Genomic DNA, 24,336 nt, shown 5'->3' on the forward strand with positions numbered 1-24,336 from the left:
CTAATTATTCGACAATCATTCCGTTGTGTAAAGAGTGTATTAAATGACAACTCTCTGTCTTTTCTTTTACCTGACTTGTGATAAAATAAAGAGTGAAATGGACATCATTCTAAAGTCATGTTCATTAAGAAAGGAAGATCAAAAGTGTCAGAACAAGCTAAAAATGAATGGCTCGAGTGGATAAAAGCCATTGCTGTAGCCATTACATTGGCGTTTATTTTAAGGACCTTTTTCTTTGCGACTTCTATTGTTGAGGGAGCCAGTATGGATCCGACACTTGAGAACGGTGAACGAGTCATGTTCAATAAGATTATCTATTATGTAGATGAACCTGAACGCGGAGATATCGTCATCATTGAGAGACCCGTAAAAAGTTATGTTAAACGAATCATCGGCCAGCCTGGGGATTCGATAGAAATTAGAAATCATACCCTATTCATTAATGGTGAAGAACAGACGCAAGGTTATCTTAATGATGAAGCCATCGATGCAACGAGAGACTTTGGTCCTGTTGAGGTACCTGATGGGAAATATTTCGTGATGGGCGACAACCGTTCCATTAGTAAGGATAGCCGTAATGGGCTTGGCTTCGTTAAAGAAGAAGAAATTATCGGCCGGACAGAGTTAGTCATCTATCCTCTTCAAGAATGGGGATTGACTAAATAACCGTTCTATCTCATGGCGCCTATGGAAGCTAATCAAATTATAAACGCTCTACGTGGATACTCTATAATCACGTAGAGCGTTTTATTATTTTGTTGCAGTGATTTTTTCCGACAACTGGTGCAGTGTATCAATCAACAAGTCAAGCTTTCCTTCCATGCGGTGCAGTAAATAGAATGTCACCGCCATTGGGAAACCGACATCTGTAATGAGTGGCAGCCATGTCTCCAATTCATCCACCTCGCTTAAGTGAAAAGCCGCTATACGAATGGATAGCGGCTTTTCAGGTTAGATTAAAGTTCTACATCAAAGACATTACGTTCTACTATTCTTGCTTCTTTTTTCTCAACAAGATCTCCTCCGCTGGAGTAAAAGCAATTCTCAGCAAGAATCGCATCCATCGCTGCATTGATCGCTACTGGATCAGCAGGCTCAATTGGTTCATCTAACGAGATAGTAACCGTACGTCCTTCTTCATTCAAAAACTTCAGCTCTAATTTTTTCAAGTGGGCCCCTCCTTTTCTATTTTTTCAATAACTTAAAGATCTGCGATAACAAAACTATCGTTACGTTCTACTGTGTAGAGAATGTGCTGCTGCAGCTGGGAAAGAGTAGTAGCTACTGTGTGAAGTTGTTCTGGTGTTGAAGCTGGTTTAACATTGTTAAACGATTTGGTTCGGAAGGTTGGATTTCCTTCCCCATCCACTCCATTTTCAAAAACCATTTGAAGCTGTGTGCTTACTTTTTCAGAACTGATTGCCATGTTTGAACACCCCCCTTCATAGTTATAATCGAAGCCAGCATAAAAGAGGTGTCAAAAAAAGACCGAACCGGATGCCCTATCCTGCATCCGGTTCGATCTTTAAATCAAGCGTATGAAATTATGATATCTGGTTTCTTTAATTAAGTACGGTTTAACCGTGGTCGAAGATACACATTCCGATCAATCCCAACGAAACAATAACGCAAACTACAAACATAATGACCTCAGCCATACCTTCACCTCCTCGATCAATTCTATTTTATCAAAAAAATCGAAATTCCGCTTTATCTATTATACATGATAGCTTGTACATTATACATCTTAAAATTCCCCCGTCCTTTACTTACCAAACAACTTTTTCACAAGAATGACATATTGTTATGGCAACTTTGTGAAGTGTTGAACAAACCGTAGAAACAAGTTGGATAGTAAAGTAAACTATAACTGTAGTAAAGGACAGCACATCACCTATCATGTGAAATGCTGAACAAATAAACAAGGAGTGTTTACGATGATTCAATGGCTCAGAAATAACCGAACCGCAGCAATTATTTTAACTATTTTACGCGTTTACTTAGGTTACACATGGCTCATGGCTGGTATTGGTAAAGTAACAGGTGGATTTGAAACGAACGGTTTTCTGAATGGAGCGATAGGTAAAGCTGAAGGTGCGCATCCAGCTGTACAAAACTGGTGGGCAGTATTTTTAGAGACTGTGGCCCTTCCAAACCACGAATTATTCACCTTTGTAGTCATGTGGGGAGAAGTACTTGTTGGACTCGGACTTATCGTTGGATTATTCACCAACGCAGCTGCACTAGGTGGAATCATCATGAACTTTGCCTTTTTGTTCAGCGGTACGACAAGCACAAACCCGCAAATGGTACTTTTGACCATTTTCGTTCTTATCGCAGGGTTGAATGCAGGTAAATACGGATTGGATCGCTGGGTTCTTCCACTTTTACAAAAACAAGTGGTTGTCATTAAAAATAGACGTTTGGCTCATCAATAACCTAATCATCCTGAGGATCTTTGATCCTCAGGTCTTTTTTTGTTTATTCGCAAACGGTTTGAGGTATCATGAAGGGAGAAACAAAGGAGGTACTTATGAGCTCTCTCATCTATCGATTCTTTATATTCTGGTACATATGCGGTGTCATCCTGCTTGCCTTCAACCTACTTCCACCTTGGCTGGAATGGGCGAACAGTGTTTTCTTGATAACAGCTGGAATTGTAGCAAGTATCTATTTCTGTAAACAATATGGCACCGCTGGTGGACTTACATACAGTTTGATAATCATTATCGTAAGTATCTATGTAGAACATCTCGGTGTTGCCTATAGTTTCTTATTTGGATCTTATAGTTATAACACGAATTTCGGCATAAAAATTTTTGACACACCCTTAACGATAGGATTCGCTTGGCTTTTGATTATGGGGTGCTCACATGAATTAGCGAAAGTTATTACACAGGATATTGGGAAAATTGCAAGGCCGATTGCTTTTATTCTGGTAGGTGCTTTGATTGCTGTTACGATGGACCTTATTCTTGATCCCGTTTCATTTAAAGTTAAACAGTATTGGATATGGCAGGGATCGGGTTTTTACTATGACATTCCACTTTCTAATTTTATCGGTTGGTTTTTGCTTTCGGCCCTCTTTCACTTGTTCTTTATTCTATGGTCTCCACCAGCAAAAACAAGAGAGACAATCTGGCCAAATCGCATGAGTCTTATGTTTGGACTCATAATCTTTATGTTCTGCCTAATTGCCTTTACAGGGGGAATAGCTGGTGCAGCCATTCTCGTAATCTTCCTCACAGCCTTTTGGTATGGAATGTATTTTTGGAGGAGAAAAGTGTATGTTGGAAGCTAATAAAAGTTCATTTATAGAGTGGGGGTTCAAACGCTTCAATCGGATCTTTCTCAAGGCTCACTTTGAAAATATTTGGTTGATGAACACAGTCTCTCCCCCTTCTCAAAAAACCTTGTTTCTTATAAACCACTCCAGCTGGTGGGACCCACTAATGATCTATCATCTAAATGATCGCGTTATCCAGTCCGATGGCTATGGCATGATGCATGAGGACGGGATTAAACGATTTCCGTTTTTTATAAAAATCGGTGCATTTTCAGTGAACCCTGATCATCGCAGACATTTAATGAACTCCCTTCAGTACAGTGCGAAGCTTTTACGTGAGAATAAAACAGTCTGGATGTTTCCCCAGGGAAGCGAGCAGCACTTGGAAAAACGACCGCTCCACTTCCTTTCAGGCATTTCATATATCGTGAAAAAATGTCCGGAAGCTAATGTTGTGCCGATTTCCCTGTATTATTCTCACGAGCATACGAGAAAACCGAATGCATATATCAATATTGGTCCTGTACTAAACAAAAAATCTTATCTTGATCGGGAACGGAAAGAAATGACTCAAGTGTTTGAGTCTGCAGCAACGGCCCAATTGGACAGTTTCCGTGAACGGATCATTCAAGAGGACCATCGTTCTTTCGAAAAGATTTGAAAGAAAGCGAGGAATTCTATGTTATTTACTATCCTTTTGATTGGCACAGTCCTGCTGAACCTTTGGACGATCATCAACAGCTTTTTCCTACTGCCTTTGGTATCACCGAAGCAATCATCAGCTTCCCCAAAGGTTTCCCTTCTTGTACCATTAAGAAATGAAGAAGAACATGTAGAAGGGTTGATCAAGTCATTGAAGAATCTGACGTATCCAACTGTAGAAGTTATTCTTTTGGATGATCACTCGACAGATGAGACTTACTCCCTTCTAATAACAGAAACGAAGATGGACCCTCGTTTCACCATTTATAAGGGAAAAGAATTACCGAAGGGCTGGAACGGAAAAGTCCATGCTTGTCATCAACTTTCTCAATTGGCGAACGGTACATACTATTTATTCTTAGATGCAGACGCGAGAGTGGCTCCCTCCGTAATCGAACAGACCCTTGCCACAATGGAACAGCATAACGCCAGTATGTTAAGCGGTTTTCCTCATTATCCTACTAATCATTTTCTGAGCCATATGCTTGTTCCATTGCAACATATGGTTGTGCAGCTCCACCTTCCACTTGCTGTGGCCAACTTTACGAAACGTCCGCTCTTCACTGCTGCATGCGGTATCTTTATAATGATTGAGCGGGAAGTATATGAATCCATTGGTGGCCACGAGTCCGTAAAAGACTCATTAGTAGAGGATGTTCATATAGCAAGGGAAGTGAAACGACATGGATACAAGATGATACTCGCTAACATCACTCCTGCAGTTCTTTCCTATATGTACGATTCTGCAAAGGAAACGTGGGAAGGTTTTACCAAAAATATTTACACAGGGTTAGGTCGTTCAGTCCCTATGGTCATTGGGTTGTCCTTATTTTATTCTTTTGTCTTTCTCCTTCCAGTGGGCTTCGTTTTTGTAGCTCTCATAGAAGGAAGTTGGCTATATATACTTCCTTACTTACTCACTGTTTCATTCAAGATTTTTGTGGATGCAAGAACAGGACATCCGCTATGGCTTGCTCTTTTGATTCCCGTTTCAATCCTTTTACTCATTTCTATCATGATCTCTTCGATGCTTGTACATCTTAGAGGCCGTACTTACAAGTGGAAAGGGAGGTCTTATGAATGAAAGCTATTATAATAGGCGGTGGGCTTGGTGGTTTGTCCACGGCTGTTACTCTCGCTAAACATGGAGTAGATGTAAAACTTTTCGAAAAAAATGACCACTTCGGAGGGAAGATGATGCCAGTGGAAGCAGACGGGTATCACTTCGATTTTGGTCCAAACACCATTACGATGCCAGAAGTATTCAAGGAAGTGGTGAGAACCGGAGGGCTTGATCCGGCTCAAGAGCTTCCTTTTGTTAAACTTGATACTCACACACGAAATCAGTTTAAAGATGGCACCCTGGTTGATTTTTCTACGGGTAGGGATGTCATGAAAGAGCAGCTTTCCCGCCTTGACCCTGTGGCCTATAAAAAGTATGATTCCTTTTTGCTGGAGATTGAACGGCTATTTCACCTATCTGAAAGATTCTTTTTGCACCGAACCTTTTCTGGATGGAAGGACTATCTATCTCCTTCTCTTGCAAGAAGTATGACTCAAGTGAGACCTCTCCAATCCATGGATCGTTTTTTTAAGAAGTATTTTTCAAACCCTCATATCCTACAAGCCCTCAACCGGTATTCAACGTATGTGGGCTCTAGTCCATATAAGACGCCTGCCACCTTTGCGATGATTGCTCATCTGGAATTAAATGATGGTGTCTATTACGTCAGAGGGGGCAATACAAAGATTGCCGAGGCTTTCGTAAAAGCAGCTGAAAACCAAGGAGCAGCTTTACATACGAATGCCAGAGTAACTAGGATCATAACTAGAGGAAAAAAAGCGACAGGCGTGGAGTTGGAGAACGGAGAGATTGAAGAAGCGGATCATGTCATCGTGAATGGAGATCTTTTGAAAGCTGTGCCTGAATTATTAGCAGGGGAACCACGTACCCACTTATCCAATCAGAAGATTGATTCCTTCGACCCGTCCATTTCCGCTTTCGTTATAATGGCAGGTTTGGATAAAAAGTTGAATCACCTCCATCATCATCATGTAATATTCTCGAAGGATTATCAAAAGGAATTCAAAGAATTGAAAGCAGGCCTCTACGCTGAGGAACCGACCATTTATATTGGAACCTCTTCCAAAACAGATCCCGGACTTTCTCCCGAAGGTGACAATTGCTTTATTCTAGTCAATGCGCCCCCTGCAGATAATCAAACCATTGAAGCGGAAGGTTATAAAGAGTTGATATATAATCAATTAGCTGATGCAGGGATACCGCTTAGGCAACACCTTCGTTTTGAATACATGATAGGACCTAAAGATATCGAAAACAAGTTCGGTGCATACAAAGGGTCATTATATGGTCCTTCTGCTAACAATCGTATGCAAGCCTTCATGCGACCGTTTAATAAATCGCAGGACTTAAATGGCCTCTATTTCTGTGGAGGCAGTACACATCCAGGCGGAGGTTCTCCCATGGTTGTTTTAAGCGGACAAAATGTAGCGAATGAAATCTTAGGAAGAATCATTCATATTGAATAGGTATGAATAGAAACACCAGCGGCTGAGTGAGTCATCAAATGAATGGTCACTAAGTTCGTCACGTCCTGTTCAGCTGTTGAATTGACCCTGGTCCTGATGGCACTCGGCAAGCTTAGCATGGCTGCATAGTGTATGGGTTTTTAACAACAAGATCACGTAGCTGATGACTTTGAGGGGCTAGGCGCTGGAGCTGGCTGTAGCCTCCCACTACTATCAAGACAAAAAAAGCAGATTATTGCATCTCGGCAATAATCTGCTTCTTTTTTTGATCTGAGACAAAATTTCTTTGATTAAATACCTGATAGTCATTCTTACGAACAGAATGCAGAATAGCTCGGTACATTTTGGCTGCTCCACCGACGGGAGCTCGTGAATAGAGAGGGTAATAAGGAATAGTTTTCAGAGAACTGGCGTAATAAGCTTCCGCATCTTCCGCCAGCTCTTCCCATAGCTGTATAAAGGCAGGAGTGACTTTTTTATTATGAAGCTCATTGTTTGTGTACTCATATTTCTCCATCAGATCGGAAGGAAGATAAACTCTGTCCCGCTCAAGATCTTCCCCAACATCTCGAAGGATATTTGTGATCTGCATGGCATAGCCGAGTTCGATCGCACCATTTCGTAGAGCTGCCACTTTCCCCGGGGCTATAACAGGCAGCAGCATCAGCCCAACCGTACTTGCAACGTGGTAACTATAATTCAAAAGGTCCTCTTTTGTAACGACCGGCTCTGGGTATAAATCCATTCGCTGACCCTGAATCATATCATAGAAGGGTCTTGGATCCATTGAGAAATGTGTAAACACATCTTCAAGCGCAATCCAAGCAGGGTGAGTGCTTGAAAGCTTTCCTTCCATAAACTGGCCAAACTCCTTTGCAAATACCTCCAGTTCTTCCCTGGGGTTCTCCCCTTCATCGACAATATCATCTGCTCTGCGGCAAAAAGCGTAAATAGCCCAAACGGCTTTTTTCTGTTGTTTAGGTAACATGGCGAAAGCTTTAGAGAAGGTTTTGGAATGTTGTTCTATAATCTTGCGGCAATATTCGTATGCTTGATTTAAGTCCGTCATCACTAAACACCTCGCTTGTAATTATGCCTTTCAGCTGAATGATATTGCAAATGATTTGCCAGAAGCTTTGATCCTTGCATAACGATTGGAACTCCTCCCCCAGGGTGAATAGATGCACCTACCGCATATACATTGTCTATTGGATAGGGCTGCAGCTGTGGGCGAAAAACTCCTGATTGAAAGAGAGTCGGAGCAATTCCAAAGCTTCCACCTTCAAATAACCCATCTGCTTTGGCATCTTCTGGCGTCCTTACTTTCATCCAGTTGATCTTTCTGCGAAGATCCTTAAATCCTCTTTCCTCCATTTGATCAATGACATAATTGATTAGTTTCTCTTTGCCGCTCCAATCCACCTCTTTTCCAACCGGAACGGGAACAAGAGTATAGAGCACTCCTTTTCCTTTAGGCGCAAGAGAATCATCAAGTAATGATGGATGAAATGTGTAAAAGGATGGATCATCGGGCAGTTGCTTTAAATCAAAAACTTGTTTCATGTGTTGATCAAAATTGGATGACATAAAAAATTGATGAATAGTCGAGTTCGGATAATTTCTATCCAGCCCCATATAAATGAGCAAACAGCCTGATGAAGGGGTGTAATTTCTATTTAGCCGCTTATCTACCGGCAGAAGATGGTCCATTGTAGGAAAATCCCCGTTCAGAATTACCTCATCCATTGGTTGACTTACTCCATCAACGTTTACTGCACTTGCATGACTACCTTCCAAGCGTATATTTTCAACTTCAGCGTTTGTAAAAATGGACACTCCTCTAGATTTCAGGACATCTACGATGATTTCCACCAGGTGAGCATACCCTCCTCTCATATACCAAATTCCATGGTCATGCTCACTATAAGAAACGAGGGAATACATCGCCGGCGACTGCTGAGGATGACCGCCAATGTAAAGAGTTTGTAGAGTATAAGCTTCTACAAGGGCTTCATCTTTAAAATAGCTCCTCATCATTCTTTTGACATTCTGGTACGCTTTCAATCTCATCAGCGTGTGCAAGTTTTTCCTCGAGAAAAATCTTCGCTTATCCACAAAGGATTGCTCAAGGAACTGAGCTTTGCCTTGCAAGAAACGGACTTTCATATCTGATAAGAAACGATCAAACCCCGCTTCATTTCCAGGAAAGCGTCTTCTTAATTCATCCTTTTGCCGCTCAGGATCGGTGTACTTACAGAAAGGCTCTCCGTCTTTAAAGTGAATTTTATACAGGGGATCACAAGGAATAAGTGGAATGCTCTTCCTGTCAATTCCTCCTTCCTCAAGGATACTTAAGAGCATTTCAGGAAGGAGCACAATTGTTGGTCCTTGGTCAACTTTGTAATCTCCATGTCTCTCATAGGTCAAACGGCCTCCAAGATAATCATTCTTTTCAAAAATGGAAATGTGGCGGTCGTTATTTTTAGAGAGAAGAAGAGCAGTTACCAACCCACCTATTCCACCTCCAACGATGGCTGTTTGTCTCTGGTTCATAAGGTTTGTACCTCCTCTTCTTTAATCCACCTTGTTGTAATTCTTGCTGACTCAAGGATCGTCGGGAGACCGCTTCCTGGATGAGTCCCGCCCCCAACCAGCCAGCAATGCTCTAGTTCTTGAAAGCGGTTATGAGGTCTAAAGTACATCATTTGAGAAAGCTGATGCCCTAAGCTGAATGTTGCTCCTTTATGAACAAAGTGATCCGTTTCCCACTGTTTGGGTGTCAATACTTTCTCTGCCATGATGTGGCTTCGGATGTCTGAGAACCCGGTCTTCTTCTCCAATTCATCATAGATCAGTTGTTTGAAGGTTTCTTGTTTTTCATCCCAATCAATGTCTGAATAATTGTTAGGCACAGGTGCTAAAATATAAACTGCAGAGTGACCCTCGGGCGCAAGCGTACCATCGGTTACACTGGCATTATGAATGTAAATGGATGGCTCCTCTGAAAGCACTAAATCCTTTGTCATTTCGTTGACATTTTTTCTGTAATCGTCTGCAAAAAGAATTGTATGATGCGGCATATCATAAAGCTTATCTAAACCGACGTAAATCATAAACGTAGAGCAAGAATATTTCTTTTTCTCCAAATTTCGCTTGGAGTATTTTTTCAGAACGTTATCCTCAAGCATATGCTGCATCGCATTGGCAAAATCAGCATTCACAATGACTTCATCCGCGTAAAAGTCATCTCCAGAGTCTAGTTCCAATCCGACGACTTTTTTTCCGTCTAACTTGAATTTTTGAACCCCGTTTCCAAGATGTATACTTCCTCCATGCTCTTTAGTGACTTCTGCCATTGCTTTGGACAACTGGTTGACTCCACCTCTAGGGTGAAACACGCCATATTCATGCTCCATATAAGACAGGATAGAAAAGGCTCCTGGACATTCCCATGGCGACATACCAAGATATTTTGCTTGAAATGTAAAGGCGATTTTCAGTTTTTCATCGTTAAAATACTGTGACAAAACGTCATACACAGACTTACCAAGCGACAGCTTAGGAAGCGCTTTTAAAGAGCGTTTACTTACATAATCCCTTAATCTATAATGACGGGTCTGCAGCAAAGGAAGAAGCGCTTGCATTTTTTCCCTTGTATCCTTCATGAAACGCTGGTAACCCGCCTCATTTCCGGGGAAATGTTCACTTAGCACTTCGAGCATTTTCTCTCTATTTCGATACATGGGAACTCGTTTTCCATCAAATTGAAGTTCATACATTGGTGATAATTCGATTAAATCTAAGTAATCGTGGACGTTTCTGCTTGATGCTTGAAAAATTTCTTCAACAATATGAGGCATGCTCAAGAATGTGGGTCCTATGTCAAAGGTATAATCACCCAGAGAATAATGCCCGTTTCTACCTCCGACATAATTTTGTTTTTCAAATACATGAACATTATACCCTTGAGACGCCAGCATCATAGCGGAAGCCAAACCGCCGGGTCCTGCTCCAACGACTGCGATGGTTTTCATGAGCTTCACCTTCTTCCTCTTGTACAATAGTTATACAATAATTATACACAAACAGTATGTAAAGACCGAATAAAAACTCTCTTCCAATGTGTTTTAGGATTAAATTCCACGTTCTTATGTCCCATTCCTTTACCCTTTTGTTATTTTTTATAACCATTCTTAAAAATATGATCCAAGCAGCAGGCATTTTTTCATTTATATCCTTATCATAAAAATGATGTGATCGGAAACAATAGGAGCTAAGGAGGCTATGTTCATGTATGCCAATCAAAGAATTTCAGGACCTTACTTTCCTTCTCATGCTGCTTCAGCTCCTGATCATGAACAAATGATAAATGAACAGCTTAATCATTGGTGTGAAGAAATTGAGAGGTGTCCACACCCACACAATGAAAAAGTAAACAGCGGGATAAACCAAAGAAGCAGGATCATTAAGCTTGCTCCTACAACCTTCATGAATTGACCACCGACTAGGTATCTAACCATACACATCCCTGCTTCTGTGCATAGGCTGAAATGTACACAACAGGAGGTGAGCTTATGTACGGAGGCTATCCTTATTATGGAGGACGTCGTTGTAGAAGAGTCGGTGGTTATCGCGGAGGTTACCCTAACAACTTCGCCTTGATCGTCGTATTGTTCATCCTATTGATCATTGTGGGAGCAGCATTTTATTGCTAGGGACATGAGGATTACCCTCAGTCTGTCTTGATCCTTAAAGAGATAAACAAATTACACTCAAAAAAAGTACACAGCCGTCGGGAGCTGTGTACTTTTTGTCGTTTATTCTATTTGAACTAACCAATGATAATTCTTTCTTTTGGATAATGGTATTTCCCTTTTTTCTTATCGTTATGGAAGGTAAATAAGAACGTTAAGATTCCTATCCGCCCTAAAAACATCAATAACATCAATACGGTTTTGCCAAAGGTGGTTAAACCTGAAGTGATGCCTAAAGATAGTCCGACTGTTCCAAAGGCAGAGGTAACTTCAAAGATGATTTCATTCAAAGTGAAGGGTTCACTGATCGACAAAGCAATGACGGCCAAAAAACATAGGAATAAAGCCATCAACGTCACGACAACGGCTTTGTTAAGATCTTCATTATGGATTTCCCTGCGAAAAATCCTGATATGATTTCCTCCACGAGCAAATGTAAGGATAAAAATGACCACCAATGCAAAGGTAGTTGTACGAATACCTCCTCCAACACTACTAGGAGATGCACCGATAAACATCAAAGACGACATAAACAGCTGGGTCTGTTCCGTGAATTGGTTAATATCCATCGTAGATAGACCACCACTTCGTGTTGTAATCGATTGGAACAAAGCATAAAAGAAAATTTCATGCCAGTCCTTATCTGCAAAGAAATTGTTGAATTCAAGCAAAACGATGACGATTGTGCCTAATACTACTAAAGCAAAGAACGTAATCGTTGTTAATTTAGCGAACAATGAAAATTGAATCGTTTGCAGCTGATTATTGTTAAATAAGTATTGTTTTACTTCAATTAGGACAGGAAAACCAATGGCTCCTGCAATAATTAAAATCATATTAATGAATTGTACAAAATAATCATCCTTAAACGGAATGAGGGATTGACCTGTTATATCAAAGCCACCATTTGTCATGGCGCTAATTGTACCGAAAAAGCCCTGCAAGTAGGCTTCACCCGGATCGTAATATTGTAAAAAATAAGTTCCGAGCGTAAGGAATCCAACAAATTCTATCAGTAATACAACGAGTACAATCTCCTGCACCATCCGAACCATACCCTGGTAACGTGTTTGATTCTGGTCCGTCATGATTAAACGGCGTTCTTTCAACCCTATTTTTTTGCCGAGAACAAGCCAAACTAAAGTGCCCAGCGTCATTACGCCGATACCGCCAAATTGAAGCACTAAAGCAAGAATAAACACGCCAGCTGTACTGAAGGTATCTGCAGTTGGGACCGTAGTCAGACCCGTAACACTCACGGCACTGACTGCTGTAAATAATACATCGATGAAATCCATATCTACACCTGGTTTATGAGCCACCGGCAATGCAATAAGTATGGATGATATGGTAACCGCAAAAAGGTAGTATACTGCGATTAATTGAAATGGCGATAATTCATTGAGCCAACGCAGGCTTTTTCTTCTCACCCACATAGAATATCTCCTTTAATGCTGCTTTTTCTAGTTTATGTGTTCGAACGCCATTTCTTATTATAGCAGGATGATTCTCTAATTTCTTTATCCATTTAAAATTCTTTCACCCTTTTTGCGAAACGTTGGCGAAGCGTGTCGAACATCATCTGGAGTTGGACTCTGCCCCTCGTCGCTTGAATTCTTCTAGAAGCTCATCACCTTGATATCCTTCGTCAAGCAGTTGTTTTAATGTTTTTTCAATGTATTCTTGCTGACGATCAACAATTGTTCCCATGAATATGATATTGATCCGATTGCCTATCCTATTGAAATCAATAGGCTTGACGAGAAAGGTAGCAGGGCGGTTGCTTTGTGTAGTAATTTTAACCTGAACCATAATTTCTTCATTATTATCGTACATCATTTGAAAGAACTCATCGTAATATTCATCTACAAAAGCTTCAATCACCCATCGGCCATGGTCGTCTTCTCGATTGATAATTAATCCATCTTGTAGTTTGATCCGCCTTTGTGTGATGTCATCATTTTTTTCCTCTACAATATCCAAAGAAATTAATTTAAAGGTTTTCATAGGTAACCTACCTCCAAGAGCGAATTGTCTTACTAATATTATAGGGTACGGAACCACTCTGAGCAAAGGGACGTTCGCCTTGAAAAAGCCGATTTCGAGCGGAAATCGGCTTTTGTTCATCCTCCTATATAGGACATTTCAATTTTCTTATCCCTCTGGGGTTTCTTTTGAGCCCGTTCAACTGAATATTGATCGTCTCTTCCAGTCCAAATCTTAATCAAGCGGGAAGTAATTTCCTGATCGGTTTTGCCGCTTCTTATCATTTCACGAATATCGTATCCTTTTGAAGCAAACAAGCAGGTAAATAACTGACCATCCGCTGACAGCCGTATTCTTGTACAGCTGCTGCAAAAGGCATCGGTTACGGAAGAAATAACTCCGATTTCTGCATCGCTATCCTCATACCTATACCTTGAAGCTACCTCACCGTAGTAATTTGCATCAAGTGGAATTAAAGGCATCTCCTCATGGATATCATCAATAATTTTCTTCTTTGAAACTACTTCACTCATATTCCAACCATTATGGTTACCAACATCCATAAATTCAATAAAACGTAACGTGTCTCCTGTATTTTTGAAGTAGCGTGCCATTGGCAGAATCTGACTCTCATTCATGCCTTGTTTCACAACCATGTTGATCTTGATTTCAAGACCTGCTTCCCTTGCAGCTTCAATTCCTTTTAATACAGGTTTTGTTTTTACCCCTCGTCCATTCGTGATTTTAAAAACTTCATCTTCTATGGCATCCAAACTGATGTTTACCCGTTGTAAACCAGCAGCTTTCAACTTTTTCGCCTGTTTAACTAAAAAGACAGCGTTCGTCGTAACGGCAATATCCTTAATCCCTTCGATTTGGTTCAATCGATAGATCAACTCATCCAAATTCTTTCTCATTAACGGTTCTCCACCGGTTATCCGGATTTTTTCTACGCCAAATTGAGCAAAAACTTCGACCAGACGGATGATTTCATCAAAGCTTAGCAGTTCGTCTTGATGCATAAAACGGTAATCTTCTCCGAATATCTCAGCTGGCATACAGTATGTACATCGAAAATTACATTGATCGATTACTGATATCCTCAAGTCCTTCATAGGACGGTCGTATTGATCCAAGACATATTTATTCATACCCCGACTCCTTTTCTCTAAGATGATTAGAAGTGCTCCTGTCCATTAGGTCGATCCAGCAATAGAGCTTCGACTGTTGCTCCTTTTTCAAACCCTCTTGTCCCTGCAGGCAGCATGATAAAAGCATCTGTAAGAGCAAGCGAGGTCACAATAGCGGATTTATCAATTCCAGCAGGTTTTACTACTACTTTCCCTTCTTCGTAGTCGATAAATCCTCTGACGAAACGGGTAAATGGATTAGGCTTTTTAAAGTCATTGCCTAAAGTAGCCTGGATGCGACGATGATAGACCTCCTCCCTTCCTAAATAACTCTGAATGACTGGATATGTAAATAGCTCAAATCCTACGTAACAGGCGGAAGGGTTGCCGGACAGTCCGAACAGCAGTTTTCCGTCTGCGACAGCTACAGTTGTGACGCTTCCAGGTCTCATCGCTACTTTGTTAAAAAGAACATTTGCTTCTAATTTCTCATAAATGGCCGGCATGAGGTCAAAATCTCCTACTGACACCCCCCCCGTAGTAATTAACACATCCACTTCAGCCAAAGCGTTATGAACGGCCTCAAAGCACGTATCAAAATCATCTACAAGCTTGCCATAATAATACGCCTCTCCTCCTGCCCGCTCAATTTGAGAGACAATCATGTAAGCATTCGAGTTCCGGATTTTTCCGGGAATCAACGGTTCGCTCACTTCAAGCAGTTCTGTTCCTGTAGCAAAAATCCCAATCTTTGGTTTTCTATAAACAGAGACTTCAGAATAACCAAATGTGGCCAGTAATGCCATCACCCCAGGATTGACTTTGGTCCCTGCTTTGACTAAACATTGCTCCTGACTTGTTTCCGATCCCTTTGGTATGATGTTTTGACCTTTTTCTAATGGCCTCTTTAGAGCCATCCATGATTGTCCATTCATTTCGAAGGTCTGGCAGATTTCAAACATGGCTACACAGTCAGCACCATCTGGAATCTCTGCACCAGTCATTATACGAACAGCTTCCCCTTTCTTAAGAGGCTGACTTGCCAGATGACCGGCACCTACGGTTTCAGTCACTACAAATTCTCCAGCGTTTTCTTTCGATAAGTTGATTGTGTCTTCGGATCTCAGTGCAAAGCCATCATAAGGTGACTTGTCGAATGGAGGTATCGGATGGGTCGCCAAAATATCCTCCGCTAAAATCCTCTGGTCACTTTCACTTATATCCACTTTATCAATCTTTCCTGTTTTTCTATGCTCCATCACACGCTCAACAGCCTCTTGTACAGGAATCGGTTTTCTATGTAAATTCATCTTATTCAGTCCTTCAATTCACTTTTTGTTCTTTCATTGACCATAACGAAGTCGTCTCATTTTTTCAAAGGTTTTGATTTCCATACATATCTATCTTATCTCTAAGCAGGTTTCGTTTATATAAATGAAAAAAAGAGCCAGGGAAACGGCTGCATTCTGTGTGCGTACGCCGAGCTTCATAAATCAAAAACTCCCCGCTTCTTAAGCGGGGAGTTCTTATTACAATTGCTTATGTTTCATTTTTACTTCATTAATGCGATTACTAATCAAACGGGCGCGTTCAGCTGAACGATCTCTAGCTTCTGGGTCCATTTTTTCAATGGAAATCGCAAAAATTAAAAAGTTAATTCTCATCATTTCTTCCTCCTATGTGGTTGTCACTAAGCGGAATCCTTCTCCACATTTAACCAATTCATAAATTCAATCCTCAATAGTTCAGCCATCGGTTACACTCCCTTTCTTAGATGATATTTTTGGTTATTGCTTTACGGTCAAGCCATTGATCTTGGGCACTCGGTCGGTAACCGGGGAGCGGTGAGTAATTTTGTTTTTTACGCCGGTTCACACGAACAGTGAAAATAAAGAAATGAATCGTCATATCTTACCACCTCCTAGTAATAGTAATTTTATATCAAAAGAGTAAAAATACCCTTTGATCCCATAAGAAAAAGCCACAGGTGTCCTGTGGCTCTGCTTCAAAGGCGCTCCGATATGAAGGCACAAAAAAGCCACAGGAATACAATATGCATCACCTGCGGCTGTTATGAACCTAATTTTTAATTATTTAGGGTCTCATTAATAGCGCAGGTCGATTTAGTTGTACAGCTTGAATCCATGTTAAAGTGTTCATCATTGGTTTCGACCTCGCTTTCTGAGAAATTTTTCTTTCACTGGAAATTATATAAGAACCTTATCTTAAAGTAAAGCCCAATTTTCAAAAAAGTCATACAAATCTTCAGCCTGCCTGACCGTCATAAAATTCCTCGATTTTAAGATCCAGCTTATTGAGCCGCTGAATGGCTTCACTTTTATCCATGTTTTTGTAATGATGCATTCCTAATGGCTGTTCGTCCTTTTCATCTGCTTTTGCCACCACGTCCTGTAATTTGGTCCGTTTATCATCTAAATCAAATGGCAGATAACTATCTGTATGCAGCAATACGGCTAAGGAAACTTCTTTTGCTACTAAGCGATCCTCTCCAAGACGAATCAAAAGTTTATGCGCACGTTCCGCTCCTTTAATAGCATGGATATCGTGTTTTCTGTACTCTTCATAATCCCATTTTCCATCCCGATACCATTCATAGTGGCCCATGTCATGCAACAGAGCAGACTTCGTTGCAAGATCAGGATCCACTCCTGCCTTTAACGCCATGTCAAACGCATATCCGCTGACGGTGACCGCGTGATGAATGCCTGATCGTTGTAAATATTTCTGTGTGATTCTGTGCTTAAATACATCGACAAGTGTAACTCGTTTCATCCGATCACCTCCAATTTTTATAGATGATACCATCTTCCTATGGACATCACAAGTAATAACAAGCCACCAATCAGGCAGGTTTATGATATGAATAGGTAAGGTAAAACGAAGGGAGGAGGATTGAGACTATGAACTTTGAAAAAGAAACAGTACTTATCACAGGTGCAAGTAATGGAATTGGACGCGGGCTAGCATTATCCTATGCAGAGCAAGGGGCAACAGTGATTATGTGCGATATAGACGAAGAACGTGGACGTCAGTTGGTTGGAGAAATCAGAAAGAATGGGAAAGAGGCCTTTTTCTTCCCGTGCGATGTTCGATCCCCTGAAAATATAGTAAATGTATTTCAAAAAATAGATGAGCAAATTGGTACCCTAACCATTTTGATTAACAATGCGGGGGTCAGCACATTTACTTCTATGTTTGAACTTGAAGTTGAGGATTGGGAAAATGTCATCAATACAAACCTAAGGAGCGCATTCCTTTTTTCAAAACATGCGAGTATTCGCTGGAAAGAGAATAACATCCAAGGGAGAATCGTTAACATGGCTTCCACAAGAGCTTTCATGTCAGAGCCCGACTCTGAAGGGTATGCAGCAACTAAAGGAGGACTTGTCGCCTTGACTCATGCGATGGCGGCTTCCTTATCCCAGTACGGAATTCGAGTAAATTCAATCAGCCCTGGATGGATACAAACGAATAATTACGACCAGCTTCGTAACATGGATCATACTCAACATCTATCAAACAGGGTTGGAAAAGTGGAGGATATTGCAAAAGCCTGTATGTACTTAACAGATATGGAAAATGACTTTGTCACAGGAGAAAATATAGTCGTTGATGGAGGCATGACTAGAAAGATGATCTACGAGCATTAAGCACAGAAGGTTTAATATAAGTTTTGTCAGGGAAGGGATATACCAACAAATAACATCGGAGGTGATGGCAGTGGCAGAATTAAATTCATATGAAATTCTCTTGCATCAACCTTTAAAGACAAACCAAATTATGAAAATGTACAAATGTATCAGTAAACATGGATGTGACATCTACCTGCACCAAGATCACTTAATCGCTGATGGAGGTCACCTACCTAAGCTCTTATCTTTTTTCTTATTTGTAGACCTTCGCGAACCGATTCTGATGATTGTTGATGGCGATAACGTTGGTGCGGCTTTTGAGGAAATTCATAATTGCTGGGAAGAAAATATTATCTCTACGACTTGCCGGAGAAAATATTCTGGATCTATGGTGAACAGCAGTACTTCTATCTTAGTATAATACACCTTTAAAGGACGACCCACACCAAGAATACTTAGATCAGGTATCGAACGAACTAGAATGAAACCCACTTACTTTTTCATGAGGAGTGGGTTTCTGTTTTTTCTACATTAAAGCTATACTATTAGTAAAAGAATTGAAAAAAGGAGAGATTCCAAATGTATGACATAGCGATTATAGGTGCAGGTCCAGCAGGAGCCAGCGCAGGTCTCTTTGCCGCTAAAGCTGGAAAAAAGACCGTAATGTTTGATAGTGGAAAAAGTATTACAGCAAAAGCATGGGTTGAAAATCACTATGGGGTTGAGCCGATCGAAGGTCCAAAGCTCCTCGAAACTGGACAAAAGCAAGCAGAAAAGTTCGGCGCAGAGCTAATCAAGACTGAAGTCAAGTCGATCAAGGAAAACGGAGCTATGTACTCCATTGAAACCCAACAAGGCACCTATGAAGTCGAACACGTGATTTTTGCAACAGGAATGTCGGTTAAACTAGCAGAAGAGTTCGGACTTGAGGTTATCGATGGAATTGAGCCTCGTGTAGCCAAAATCATCAAGGTAGATGAGTATGGTCATACTTCCTTCCCGAAAGTATGGGCAGCAGGAACCGTAGCCGGAGTCAGTGTTCACACGATTATCACTTCTGGTGATGGGGCCAAAGTTGCTGTAAACGTAATTAGTGAATTAAATGGAAAACGGTATGTCGATCACGACATTATGAAGTAAAGACAACTAAAGTTAGATCCTATACCTTAATGAACTAAAGAAAGAAAGCTATCCTCACTTTTCCTCTGGATAGCTTTCTTTAATCATACTGTTTATAAGACGGTAAGGCCAAAGGCTTCAATGAAACGACTTCCCTCCTCTCTTCATTCATTTCGTACGCCGCTCTTGCACCAGTTTCATAAGTTCAAATTCGTTTAACACCCTACATTCACCTCCAATAATTAGGATATTTTTTAGCGAGGACGTCTTTGTTCAACATCAAGACTTACTTCATATTCGTTCCACATATTCGCTTTCACCACCCTTTTCTGATCTTACTTAAATTATAGACGTCGATCGTCTTTTCTATAACAGTCGACCGGGTGATTCTTGCTCGGTCCTTAGACCGAAAAAAATCCCACCTCCTGACGTAGGAGGTGGGATTTCCTTTTTTACTTTATCAATCAAACCAACCTTTGTTCTTGAACCAACGGTACATTCCAAAAGCAATGGCAATCATAACTACCCAAACGACAAAATAACCATAATCCGTTTTCAATTCCGGCATGTTCTGAAAATTCATACCATAAATACCGACGATAAACGTAAGCGGCATAAAAATGACAGAAATAACGGTCAGGATTTGCATTGTTCGATTGGTTTGGTGCGAGTTCAGAGATAAATAGCTGTCACGAATATCCTGAGTCATTTCCCTGTTCGAAGCTATCATATCTGCTACTTTGATTAAATGATCGTGAATATCCGCGAAATATTCTTTGCGTTCTCGTACACCGTCCAAATGATGAGTATTCAAAATCCTATAGAGCAAATCTCTCATAGGATGAACCGTTTGCCTTAATGTAAGCAGTTCACTTCTTCTGTCAAAAAGCTCATCTAACAGCATTTCCATGGATAAGTTTCGTGTATTATCTTCAATTTCGTTGATGTGATCTTCGATTTTGTACATGATCGGAAAATAATGATCGACAACTTTGTCCAGAATTTGATAAAAGATAAAAAATTCGTCTACCTCATCCATCGAACTCTTCTTCAAAATCCTCCTCGCTGTCTCCAAGGCAGGTGCTGGATGTTTATGGAACGTAACAATCGAGCATTTCCCCATAAAAATATCAATTTCTTCTCGTAGAAGCTCAGCTTGGTTGACAGCATGTATAACGAAAAATGTATGGTCGTCATAATAATCAAGTTTCGGACGCTGAAGATTATGCAGACAATCTTCAATGGCCAGCGGGTGAAAGTTGAAATACGTATCCAGCAGCTTTACTTCATCATCGGCTGGTGACTCAAAATCCACCCAATACCAATCCCAGTCCATTGCTGTCAGCTGATCAAGAGAAAGCCCTTCTCTCAAGCCTTCTGTTTTTGAATAAGCCGTGACATGTATCATACCATCATCCTTTTTATGTAACCTTCTTCACGTTATACCCTCTTCAATTAAGAAAAAAACACAAAGATTATGATACCATAAATATACAAGAACAGGTGAAGGAGAAGGTTCTATGACTAAATTCAGCAACCCTACCGTTTTACAAAATGAAACCTTAAAGCTCCGCTCCATTGAAGAAGAAGATATCCCTGTCTTATATAATCTAATCTATGGAAGCGGGGAACCCGAATGGAAGAAATGGGATGCTCCCTATTATCCCCTTGAGCCTCACACCCTGGACAGCTACAGAAGTCATGAACATGCCCGGAAAGAGCGTCTCGCCGATGACGAACCCGATTCCAGACTGTTGATTGAGGTAGATGAGCGTATCATCGGGACTGTCACTTACTATTGGGAGCATAAACCTTCCCTCTGGCTTGAAGTCGGAATTGGCATCTATGATCCTGCCTATTGGAATGGAGGATATGGTACGCAAGCTTTAACTTTATGGGTCGACCACTTATTTCGAAATCTTCCTATCGCCAGAGTTGGATTAACAACGTGGTCAAAAAATGAACGAATGATGAAAGTCGGTCAAAAACTGGGCATGAAACTAGAAGGAAGAATGAGAAAGTGCCGCATTTACGAGGGTGAATATTACGATTCTATACGATATGGAATTTTGAGAGAGGAATGGAATAAACTGCACCACACATAATTATTTTTCCTTCAAAAAAAGCGGTCTCCCACTGTGGGAGACCGCTTTTTACTATTTAGGCGAAATGTTGGTTTAATGGTGGAACAATTTGCTTCTTACGAGAAACGACACCTTCTAGTACCGCCTGGTTCCCATCAAGTGCTACATCAAACGCTTGAGATACAGCTGCTGCTTGTTCGCCGACAGCAACAACAGTAGAATTGTTTGTAAGGATATCCGTTACCACTAGCAAGAAGAGGTCAAGACCTTTATCTGAAACGGTCTTTTCCATAGCTGCTTCTAGTTCTGCTTTACGAGTTAGTACGTCATCCGTATCAACTGTGTTGACTTGTGCAATTTCAACCGTTTTACTTCCCATAGTGAACTCTTTCGCATCACCAGTAATTAGTTCTTCAGCTGTCTTATCACTAATATCCGCACCCGCTTTTAACATTTGCAGGCCGTATTCCTCAGCATCGACTCCAGCAATCTCTGCCAGCTCTTTAGCCGCTTCAACGTCTTCATCCGTACAAGTTGGAGATTTGAATAATAAAGAGTCTGAAATGATCGCAGAAAGCATCAAACCTGCCATCGGTTTAGAAACTTCCTGTCCTTTTTCTTTATAAATCTTATTTAAAATTGTTGCTGTACATCCTACAGGCTCCGCACGATAGTAAAGAGGGCCTTTCGTTTCAAAGTTTGCAATTCGGTGGTGATCGATGACTTCTGTTACTTGAACATCCTCAATATCATCAACACTTTGCTGGCGTTCGTTGTGGTCGACAAGGATCACTTGTTCCACTTCGTCTGAAACACGCTCAACTAAGCGAGGAGCTTCCACATTAAACTGATCCAAAGCGTATTGGGTTTCAGCGTTCACCTCTCCTAAACGTACAGGCTCTGTATCCATGCCTAGAGTATTTTTCAGATCTGAATAAACGAGCGCTGAGCAAATCGTGTCCGTATCTGGGCTTTTGTGACCAAAAATTAATGTCTTACTCATTGTTCTACCCCTTTCTTCTATAAGAAATTATGTATCTTCTATATGGTTTACAGACACGATTATAATGCATATCCCTTTGTTCGTCCATTCCCGCTTCTAAGAAACACCTACCTCTTATGGAAACTTGTAATTAAAATAAAACCCAACACAACCTGTAAGACTCCAGATAAAGAAGAATTTGTCATCATTAAAAGCGGAAAAAGGGGTTCAACTTTAACAATATAGGGTACTAGCAAGAAATAAAGCACAGGGAGACCTATGATGGCTAAGCGAATTTTGTCCATTTTCCATGAACCTTCCCGCTTTCTCTGGGCTTTCCAATACCCAAAACCTAGAATGAATCCAATGGGAATATAGGCGAATTGGTTAAAAAGGATATAGGGATAGACTTGAAACGTTTGTTTAGCTAGCTCTTGCAAGTTTCGATCGATGATTGAGGCTGAGTAGGCATAGAAAAAAATCAGCATCACCTGTCCTAAAGTAAGAAAAATATATTTTTTCATTCCATCACCTCAAAACATATATACGGCTATTTCACCCTTGAGATTCATTGATTTAAAGTTTGACAGTTCGACGATAGTAATCTATCATTTTCAAAAAATTTAAAAACACATTTGAGATTTCTCTACACATTGTGTTAGAATTCCTTACATAAGGAATTTTGAGGTACATATCCAGCCATTTATGGATAAATAAACTCACAAAACATTAAAAGAGAGGGTAATGTATGACTTACACTAAAGAAGCAATTAAACAGGAAGTAAAGGAAAATCGCGTAGAATTTATTTTACTAGAATTCACAGATATGTTAGGTGACACTAAAAATGTAGAATTACCTGCTGAAGAATTAGACATGATCCTAAATGACGAAGCAATGTTTGATAGTTCCTCCATTTCTGGCTTCTCAGAAATCCAAGAAAGTGATATGTATCTTGTCCCAGATTTAGACACATTCTTAATCCTGCCTTCCCTGGTAGATGAAGACCGCAGTGCTCGTTTTATTTGTGACATTTATAAGACAGATGGTACACCATTCGAAGGTGATCCTCGATATATCCTTAAGCGTGCGATGAAGGAAGCAGAGGAAATGGGCTATACTGTGAATGTTGGTCCAGAGCCTGAATTCTTCCTATTCAAGCTTGATGAAAACGGCTATCCAATTCGTGAAATGAACGACCGTGGCGGATATTTTGATGCCTCCCCGATTGACAAAGGAGACAAAGTACGTCGTGACATCGTTCGTACATTGAAGAAATTTGGCTTTGAAATGGAAGCTTCCCACCACGAAGTTGCCATGGGACAGCATGAAATCAACTTCCGCTTTGATAACATGCTGAAAACGGCTGATAATATTCAAACATTTAAGAGTGTTGTTAAGGATATCGCTACGAACCATTCTTATCACGCTACGTTCATGCCAAAACCATTCTCAGGTGAAAACGGGTCTGGAATGCACTGCCACCTTTCCCTATTCAAAGATGGAGACAGCGCATTCTACGATGAAGACGCTAAAGATGGCGTATCCAAGACTATGAAACAATTCATTGCGGGTATCCTTCACCACGCAGATGGAATTACTGCCATTACAAACCCGAACGTAAACTCATATAAGCGTCTTGTCCCAGGTTATGAAGCACCTGTTAGTGTTGCATGGTCTCACTCTAACCGCAGCTGTATGATTCGTGTACCTAATACACGTGGAAAGGGAACGCGCTTTGAAGTCCGTAACCCGGATCCTACCGCAAACCCATACTTGACTCTTGCGGTGTTGATTCATGCAGGTCTTGATGGAATTCGTAACGAACTTGATGCAGGGGAAGCTGAAAGCCGTAACTTATATGAAGTCACGGACGATAGCGTACCTACTCTTCCTACAAACCTTAAAGAAGCGATTCAAGCACTTAAGAAAGACGAATTGCTTATGAATGCTTTAGGAGATCATACGTCTCAAGCTTATGTAGACGATAAACAGCAAGAATGGACAGAGTATTCCCTACGTGTCAGTTCTTGGGAAATCCACCGTTATATGAATAAATAAGAAGCAAAAAAAAGCAGGACTCAAAATTTCG

General features: G+C 40.7%; 28 protein-coding genes and 1 pseudogene. 13 read left to right on the plus strand and 16 right to left on the minus strand.

Annotation, left to right across the window (positions count from 1 at the left end):
* Positions 1-144 precede the first annotated feature (144 nt).
* Positions 145-666 (plus strand): signal peptidase I, encoded by a 522-nt coding sequence (lepB, locus tag HM131_RS12810; protein ID WP_085030134.1) that lies wholly within the window; start codon positions 145-147, stop codon positions 664-666.
* Between the two features lie 84 nt (positions 667-750).
* Here the strand turns inward: lepB and HM131_RS12815 are convergent, their stop codons facing one another.
* The 3 genes from HM131_RS12815 to HM131_RS12825 all read right to left on the minus strand — a co-directional run bounded on the left by HM131_RS12815 (position 751) and on the right by HM131_RS12825 (position 1,426).
* Complete coding sequence (locus tag HM131_RS12815; protein WP_085030135.1) at positions 751-894, minus strand: YvrJ family protein; 144 nt, start codon at positions 892-894, stop codon at positions 751-753.
* 62 nt (positions 895-956) lie between these two features.
* The gene (locus HM131_RS12820) at positions 957-1,169 is read right to left on the minus strand and encodes a DUF2922 domain-containing protein (protein ID WP_085030136.1); all 213 of its coding nucleotides are present in this window, start codon (positions 1,167-1,169) and stop codon (positions 957-959) included.
* 32 nt (positions 1,170-1,201) lie between these two features.
* Positions 1,202-1,426 (minus strand): DUF1659 domain-containing protein, encoded by a 225-nt coding sequence (locus tag HM131_RS12825; RefSeq protein ID WP_085030137.1) that lies wholly within the window; start codon positions 1,424-1,426, stop codon positions 1,202-1,204.
* A 511-nt stretch (positions 1,427-1,937) separates the two neighbouring features.
* Between HM131_RS12825 and HM131_RS12830 the strand changes: the two genes are divergently transcribed.
* The 5 genes from HM131_RS12830 to HM131_RS12850 all read left to right on the plus strand — a co-directional run bounded on the left by HM131_RS12830 (position 1,938) and on the right by HM131_RS12850 (position 6,538).
* Positions 1,938-2,438, plus strand: a complete 501-nt coding sequence (locus HM131_RS12830) for a DoxX family protein (protein ID WP_085030138.1) — start codon at positions 1,938-1,940, stop codon at positions 2,436-2,438.
* 95 nt (positions 2,439-2,533) lie between these two features.
* Complete coding sequence (locus tag HM131_RS12835; protein WP_085030139.1) at positions 2,534-3,301, plus strand: carotenoid biosynthesis protein; 768 nt, start codon at positions 2,534-2,536, stop codon at positions 3,299-3,301.
* Positions 3,288-3,947, plus strand: coding sequence for a lysophospholipid acyltransferase family protein (locus HM131_RS12840; RefSeq protein ID WP_085030140.1), 660 nt, complete (start codon positions 3,288-3,290; stop codon positions 3,945-3,947). The genes HM131_RS12835 and HM131_RS12840 overlap by 14 nt, the downstream gene beginning before the upstream one ends.
* 18 nt (positions 3,948-3,965) lie before the next feature.
* Positions 3,966-5,072, plus strand: coding sequence for a glycosyltransferase family 2 protein (locus HM131_RS12845; RefSeq protein WP_085030141.1), 1,107 nt, complete (start codon positions 3,966-3,968; stop codon positions 5,070-5,072).
* Positions 5,069-6,538, plus strand: coding sequence for a phytoene desaturase family protein (locus HM131_RS12850; protein ID WP_085030142.1), 1,470 nt, complete (start codon positions 5,069-5,071; stop codon positions 6,536-6,538). Before HM131_RS12845 ends, HM131_RS12850 begins: the two co-directional genes overlap by 4 nt.
* A 232-nt stretch (positions 6,539-6,770) precedes the next feature.
* Here HM131_RS12850 and HM131_RS12855 read toward each other — a convergent pair whose 3' ends face one another.
* Genes HM131_RS12855 through HM131_RS12865 form a run of 3 tightly spaced genes read right to left on the minus strand, consistent with a single transcriptional unit; the run spans position 6,771 to position 10,572 of the window.
* Positions 6,771-7,607, minus strand: coding sequence for a phytoene/squalene synthase family protein (locus HM131_RS12855; protein ID WP_085030143.1), 837 nt, complete (start codon positions 7,605-7,607; stop codon positions 6,771-6,773).
* A gap of 2 nt (positions 7,608-7,609) precedes the next feature.
* Positions 7,610-9,091 (minus strand): phytoene desaturase family protein, encoded by a 1,482-nt coding sequence (locus HM131_RS12860; RefSeq protein WP_085030144.1) that lies wholly within the window; start codon positions 9,089-9,091, stop codon positions 7,610-7,612.
* Positions 9,088-10,572 (minus strand): phytoene desaturase family protein, encoded by a 1,485-nt coding sequence (locus HM131_RS12865; RefSeq protein ID WP_085031982.1) that lies wholly within the window; start codon positions 10,570-10,572, stop codon positions 9,088-9,090. Before HM131_RS12865 ends, HM131_RS12860 begins: the two co-directional genes overlap by 4 nt.
* A gap of 256 nt (positions 10,573-10,828) precedes the next feature.
* On the opposite strand from HM131_RS12865, the gene HM131_RS12870 reads away from it, so the two are divergent.
* The gene (locus HM131_RS12870) at positions 10,829-11,035 is read left to right on the plus strand and encodes a hypothetical protein (RefSeq protein ID WP_198162624.1); all 207 of its coding nucleotides are present in this window, start codon (positions 10,829-10,831) and stop codon (positions 11,033-11,035) included.
* A 137-nt stretch (positions 11,036-11,172) separates the two neighbouring features.
* Positions 11,173-11,253, plus strand: a pseudogene (locus tag HM131_RS21095) (YjcZ family sporulation protein); the annotation flags it as partial.
* A gap of 116 nt (positions 11,254-11,369) precedes the next feature.
* On the opposite strand, the gene HM131_RS12880 reads toward HM131_RS21095, so the two are convergent.
* The 7 genes from HM131_RS12880 to HM131_RS12900 form a co-directional block, all read right to left on the minus strand.
* Positions 11,370-12,728 (minus strand): TrkH family potassium uptake protein, encoded by a 1,359-nt coding sequence (locus HM131_RS12880; protein ID WP_085030147.1) that lies wholly within the window; start codon positions 12,726-12,728, stop codon positions 11,370-11,372.
* Positions 12,729-12,870: 142 nt separating this feature from the next.
* Positions 12,871-13,299: a YwpF-like family protein gene (locus tag HM131_RS12885; RefSeq protein ID WP_085031984.1), complete on the minus strand. Its 429-nt coding sequence runs from the start codon at positions 13,297-13,299 to the stop codon at positions 12,871-12,873.
* Positions 13,300-13,415: 116 nt separating this feature from the next.
* The gene (moaA, locus tag HM131_RS12890) at positions 13,416-14,429 is read right to left on the minus strand and encodes a GTP 3',8-cyclase MoaA (protein WP_085030148.1); all 1,014 of its coding nucleotides are present in this window, start codon (positions 14,427-14,429) and stop codon (positions 13,416-13,418) included.
* A 26-nt stretch (positions 14,430-14,455) separates the two neighbouring features.
* Positions 14,456-15,718, minus strand: a complete 1,263-nt coding sequence (locus tag HM131_RS12895; RefSeq protein ID WP_085030149.1) for a molybdopterin molybdotransferase MoeA — start codon at positions 15,716-15,718, stop codon at positions 14,456-14,458.
* Positions 15,719-15,937: 219 nt separating this feature from the next.
* Positions 15,938-16,075 (minus strand): hypothetical protein, encoded by a 138-nt coding sequence (locus tag HM131_RS21100; RefSeq protein ID WP_232324780.1) that lies wholly within the window; start codon positions 16,073-16,075, stop codon positions 15,938-15,940.
* A gap of 103 nt (positions 16,076-16,178) precedes the next feature.
* Positions 16,179-16,316, minus strand: a complete 138-nt coding sequence (locus HM131_RS20690; RefSeq protein WP_157130818.1) for a hypothetical protein — start codon at positions 16,314-16,316, stop codon at positions 16,179-16,181.
* Between the two features lie 357 nt (positions 16,317-16,673).
* Positions 16,674-17,201 carry an HD domain-containing protein gene (locus HM131_RS12900; RefSeq protein ID WP_085030150.1) on the minus strand — a complete coding sequence of 176 codons (528 nt, stop codon included), beginning with the start codon at positions 17,199-17,201 and terminating at the stop codon, positions 16,674-16,676.
* A 128-nt stretch (positions 17,202-17,329) separates the two neighbouring features.
* Between HM131_RS12900 and HM131_RS12905 the strand changes: the two genes are divergently transcribed.
* The 3 genes from HM131_RS12905 to HM131_RS12915 all read left to right on the plus strand — a co-directional run bounded on the left by HM131_RS12905 (position 17,330) and on the right by HM131_RS12915 (position 19,201).
* Positions 17,330-18,079 carry an SDR family NAD(P)-dependent oxidoreductase gene (locus HM131_RS12905; protein ID WP_085030151.1) on the plus strand — a complete coding sequence of 250 codons (750 nt, stop codon included), beginning with the start codon at positions 17,330-17,332 and terminating at the stop codon, positions 18,077-18,079.
* 64 nt (positions 18,080-18,143) lie between these two features.
* Complete coding sequence (locus HM131_RS12910) at positions 18,144-18,482, plus strand: hypothetical protein (protein WP_085030152.1); 339 nt, start codon at positions 18,144-18,146, stop codon at positions 18,480-18,482.
* Positions 18,483-18,640: 158 nt separating this feature from the next.
* Positions 18,641-19,201 carry an FAD-dependent oxidoreductase gene (locus HM131_RS12915; protein WP_085030153.1) on the plus strand — a complete coding sequence of 187 codons (561 nt, stop codon included), beginning with the start codon at positions 18,641-18,643 and terminating at the stop codon, positions 19,199-19,201.
* A 439-nt stretch (positions 19,202-19,640) separates the two neighbouring features.
* On the opposite strand, the gene corA is transcribed toward HM131_RS12915, so the two are convergent.
* On the minus strand, positions 19,641-20,588 hold the full coding sequence (gene corA / locus HM131_RS12920; RefSeq protein ID WP_085030154.1) for a magnesium/cobalt transporter CorA: 948 nt from the start codon (positions 20,586-20,588) through the stop codon (positions 19,641-19,643).
* Positions 20,589-20,700: 112 nt separating this feature from the next.
* On the opposite strand from corA, the gene HM131_RS12925 reads away from it, so the two are divergent.
* On the plus strand, positions 20,701-21,285 hold the full coding sequence (locus HM131_RS12925) for a GNAT family N-acetyltransferase (RefSeq protein WP_085030155.1): 585 nt from the start codon (positions 20,701-20,703) through the stop codon (positions 21,283-21,285).
* 55 nt (positions 21,286-21,340) lie between these two features.
* Here HM131_RS12925 and HM131_RS12930 read toward each other — a convergent pair whose 3' ends face one another.
* Positions 21,341-22,267: a manganese-dependent inorganic pyrophosphatase gene (locus tag HM131_RS12930; RefSeq protein ID WP_085030156.1), complete on the minus strand. Its 927-nt coding sequence runs from the start codon at positions 22,265-22,267 to the stop codon at positions 21,341-21,343.
* A 107-nt stretch (positions 22,268-22,374) separates the two neighbouring features.
* Complete coding sequence (locus HM131_RS12935; protein ID WP_085030157.1) at positions 22,375-22,770, minus strand: hypothetical protein; 396 nt, start codon at positions 22,768-22,770, stop codon at positions 22,375-22,377.
* A gap of 224 nt (positions 22,771-22,994) precedes the next feature.
* On the opposite strand from HM131_RS12935, the gene glnA reads away from it, so the two are divergent.
* A complete protein-coding gene (gene glnA, locus HM131_RS12940) occupies positions 22,995-24,305 on the plus strand; it encodes a type I glutamate--ammonia ligase (protein ID WP_085030158.1) in 1,311 nt (436 codons plus the stop codon).
* Positions 24,306-24,336 lie beyond the last annotated feature (31 nt).

The organism is Halobacillus mangrovi (assembly GCF_002097535.1).
Lineage (GTDB): Bacteria > Bacillota > Bacilli > Bacillales > Halobacillaceae > Halobacillus > Halobacillus mangrovi_A.

Bases quoted from the DNA above. Each gene is read 5' to 3' on its own strand.
- HM131_RS12825 (WP_085030137.1), bottom strand. From the start codon at position 1,426: ATGGCAATCAGTTCTGAAAAAGTAAGCACACAGCTTCAAATGGTTTTT.
- HM131_RS12830 (WP_085030138.1), top strand. From the start codon at position 1,938: ATGATTCAATGGCTCAGAAATAACCGAACCGCAGCAATTATTTTAACT.
- HM131_RS12835 (WP_085030139.1), top strand. From the start codon at position 2,534: ATGAGCTCTCTCATCTATCGATTCTTTATATTCTGGTACATATGCGGT.
- HM131_RS12840 (WP_085030140.1), top strand. From the start codon at position 3,288: ATGTTGGAAGCTAATAAAAGTTCATTTATAGAGTGGGGGTTCAAACGC.
- HM131_RS12845 (WP_085030141.1), top strand. From the start codon at position 3,966: ATGTTATTTACTATCCTTTTGATTGGCACAGTCCTGCTGAACCTTTGG.
- HM131_RS12850 (WP_085030142.1), top strand. From the start codon at position 5,069: ATGAAAGCTATTATAATAGGCGGTGGGCTTGGTGGTTTGTCCACGGCT.
- HM131_RS12855 (WP_085030143.1), bottom strand. From the start codon at position 7,607: ATGACGGACTTAAATCAAGCATACGAATATTGCCGCAAGATTATAGAA.
- HM131_RS12860 (WP_085030144.1), bottom strand. From the start codon at position 9,091: ATGAACCAGAGACAAACAGCCATCGTTGGAGGTGGAATAGGTGGGTTG.
- HM131_RS12865 (WP_085031982.1), bottom strand. From the start codon at position 10,572: ATGAAAACCATCGCAGTCGTTGGAGCAGGACCCGGCGGTTTGGCTTCC.
- HM131_RS12870 (WP_198162624.1), top strand. From the start codon at position 10,829: ATGTATGCCAATCAAAGAATTTCAGGACCTTACTTTCCTTCTCATGCT.
- HM131_RS12880 (WP_085030147.1), bottom strand. From the start codon at position 12,728: ATGTGGGTGAGAAGAAAAAGCCTGCGTTGGCTCAATGAATTATCGCCA.
- HM131_RS12885 (WP_085031984.1), bottom strand. From the start codon at position 13,299: ATGAAAACCTTTAAATTAATTTCTTTGGATATTGTAGAGGAAAAAAAT.
- moaA (WP_085030148.1), bottom strand. From the start codon at position 14,429: ATGAATAAATATGTCTTGGATCAATACGACCGTCCTATGAAGGACTTG.
- HM131_RS12895 (WP_085030149.1), bottom strand. From the start codon at position 15,718: ATGAATTTACATAGAAAACCGATTCCTGTACAAGAGGCTGTTGAGCGT.
- HM131_RS21100 (WP_232324780.1), bottom strand. From the start codon at position 16,075: ATGATGAGAATTAACTTTTTAATTTTTGCGATTTCCATTGAAAAAATG.
- HM131_RS20690 (WP_157130818.1), bottom strand. From the start codon at position 16,316: ATGACGATTCATTTCTTTATTTTCACTGTTCGTGTGAACCGGCGTAAA.
- HM131_RS12900 (WP_085030150.1), bottom strand. From the start codon at position 17,201: ATGAAACGAGTTACACTTGTCGATGTATTTAAGCACAGAATCACACAG.
- HM131_RS12905 (WP_085030151.1), top strand. From the start codon at position 17,330: ATGAACTTTGAAAAAGAAACAGTACTTATCACAGGTGCAAGTAATGGA.
- HM131_RS12910 (WP_085030152.1), top strand. From the start codon at position 18,144: ATGGCAGTGGCAGAATTAAATTCATATGAAATTCTCTTGCATCAACCT.
- HM131_RS12915 (WP_085030153.1), top strand. From the start codon at position 18,641: ATGTATGACATAGCGATTATAGGTGCAGGTCCAGCAGGAGCCAGCGCA.
- corA (WP_085030154.1), bottom strand. From the start codon at position 20,588: ATGATACATGTCACGGCTTATTCAAAAACAGAAGGCTTGAGAGAAGGG.
- HM131_RS12925 (WP_085030155.1), top strand. From the start codon at position 20,701: ATGACTAAATTCAGCAACCCTACCGTTTTACAAAATGAAACCTTAAAG.
- HM131_RS12930 (WP_085030156.1), bottom strand. From the start codon at position 22,267: ATGAGTAAGACATTAATTTTTGGTCACAAAAGCCCAGATACGGACACG.
- HM131_RS12935 (WP_085030157.1), bottom strand. From the start codon at position 22,770: ATGAAAAAATATATTTTTCTTACTTTAGGACAGGTGATGCTGATTTTT.
- glnA (WP_085030158.1), top strand. From the start codon at position 22,995: ATGACTTACACTAAAGAAGCAATTAAACAGGAAGTAAAGGAAAATCGC.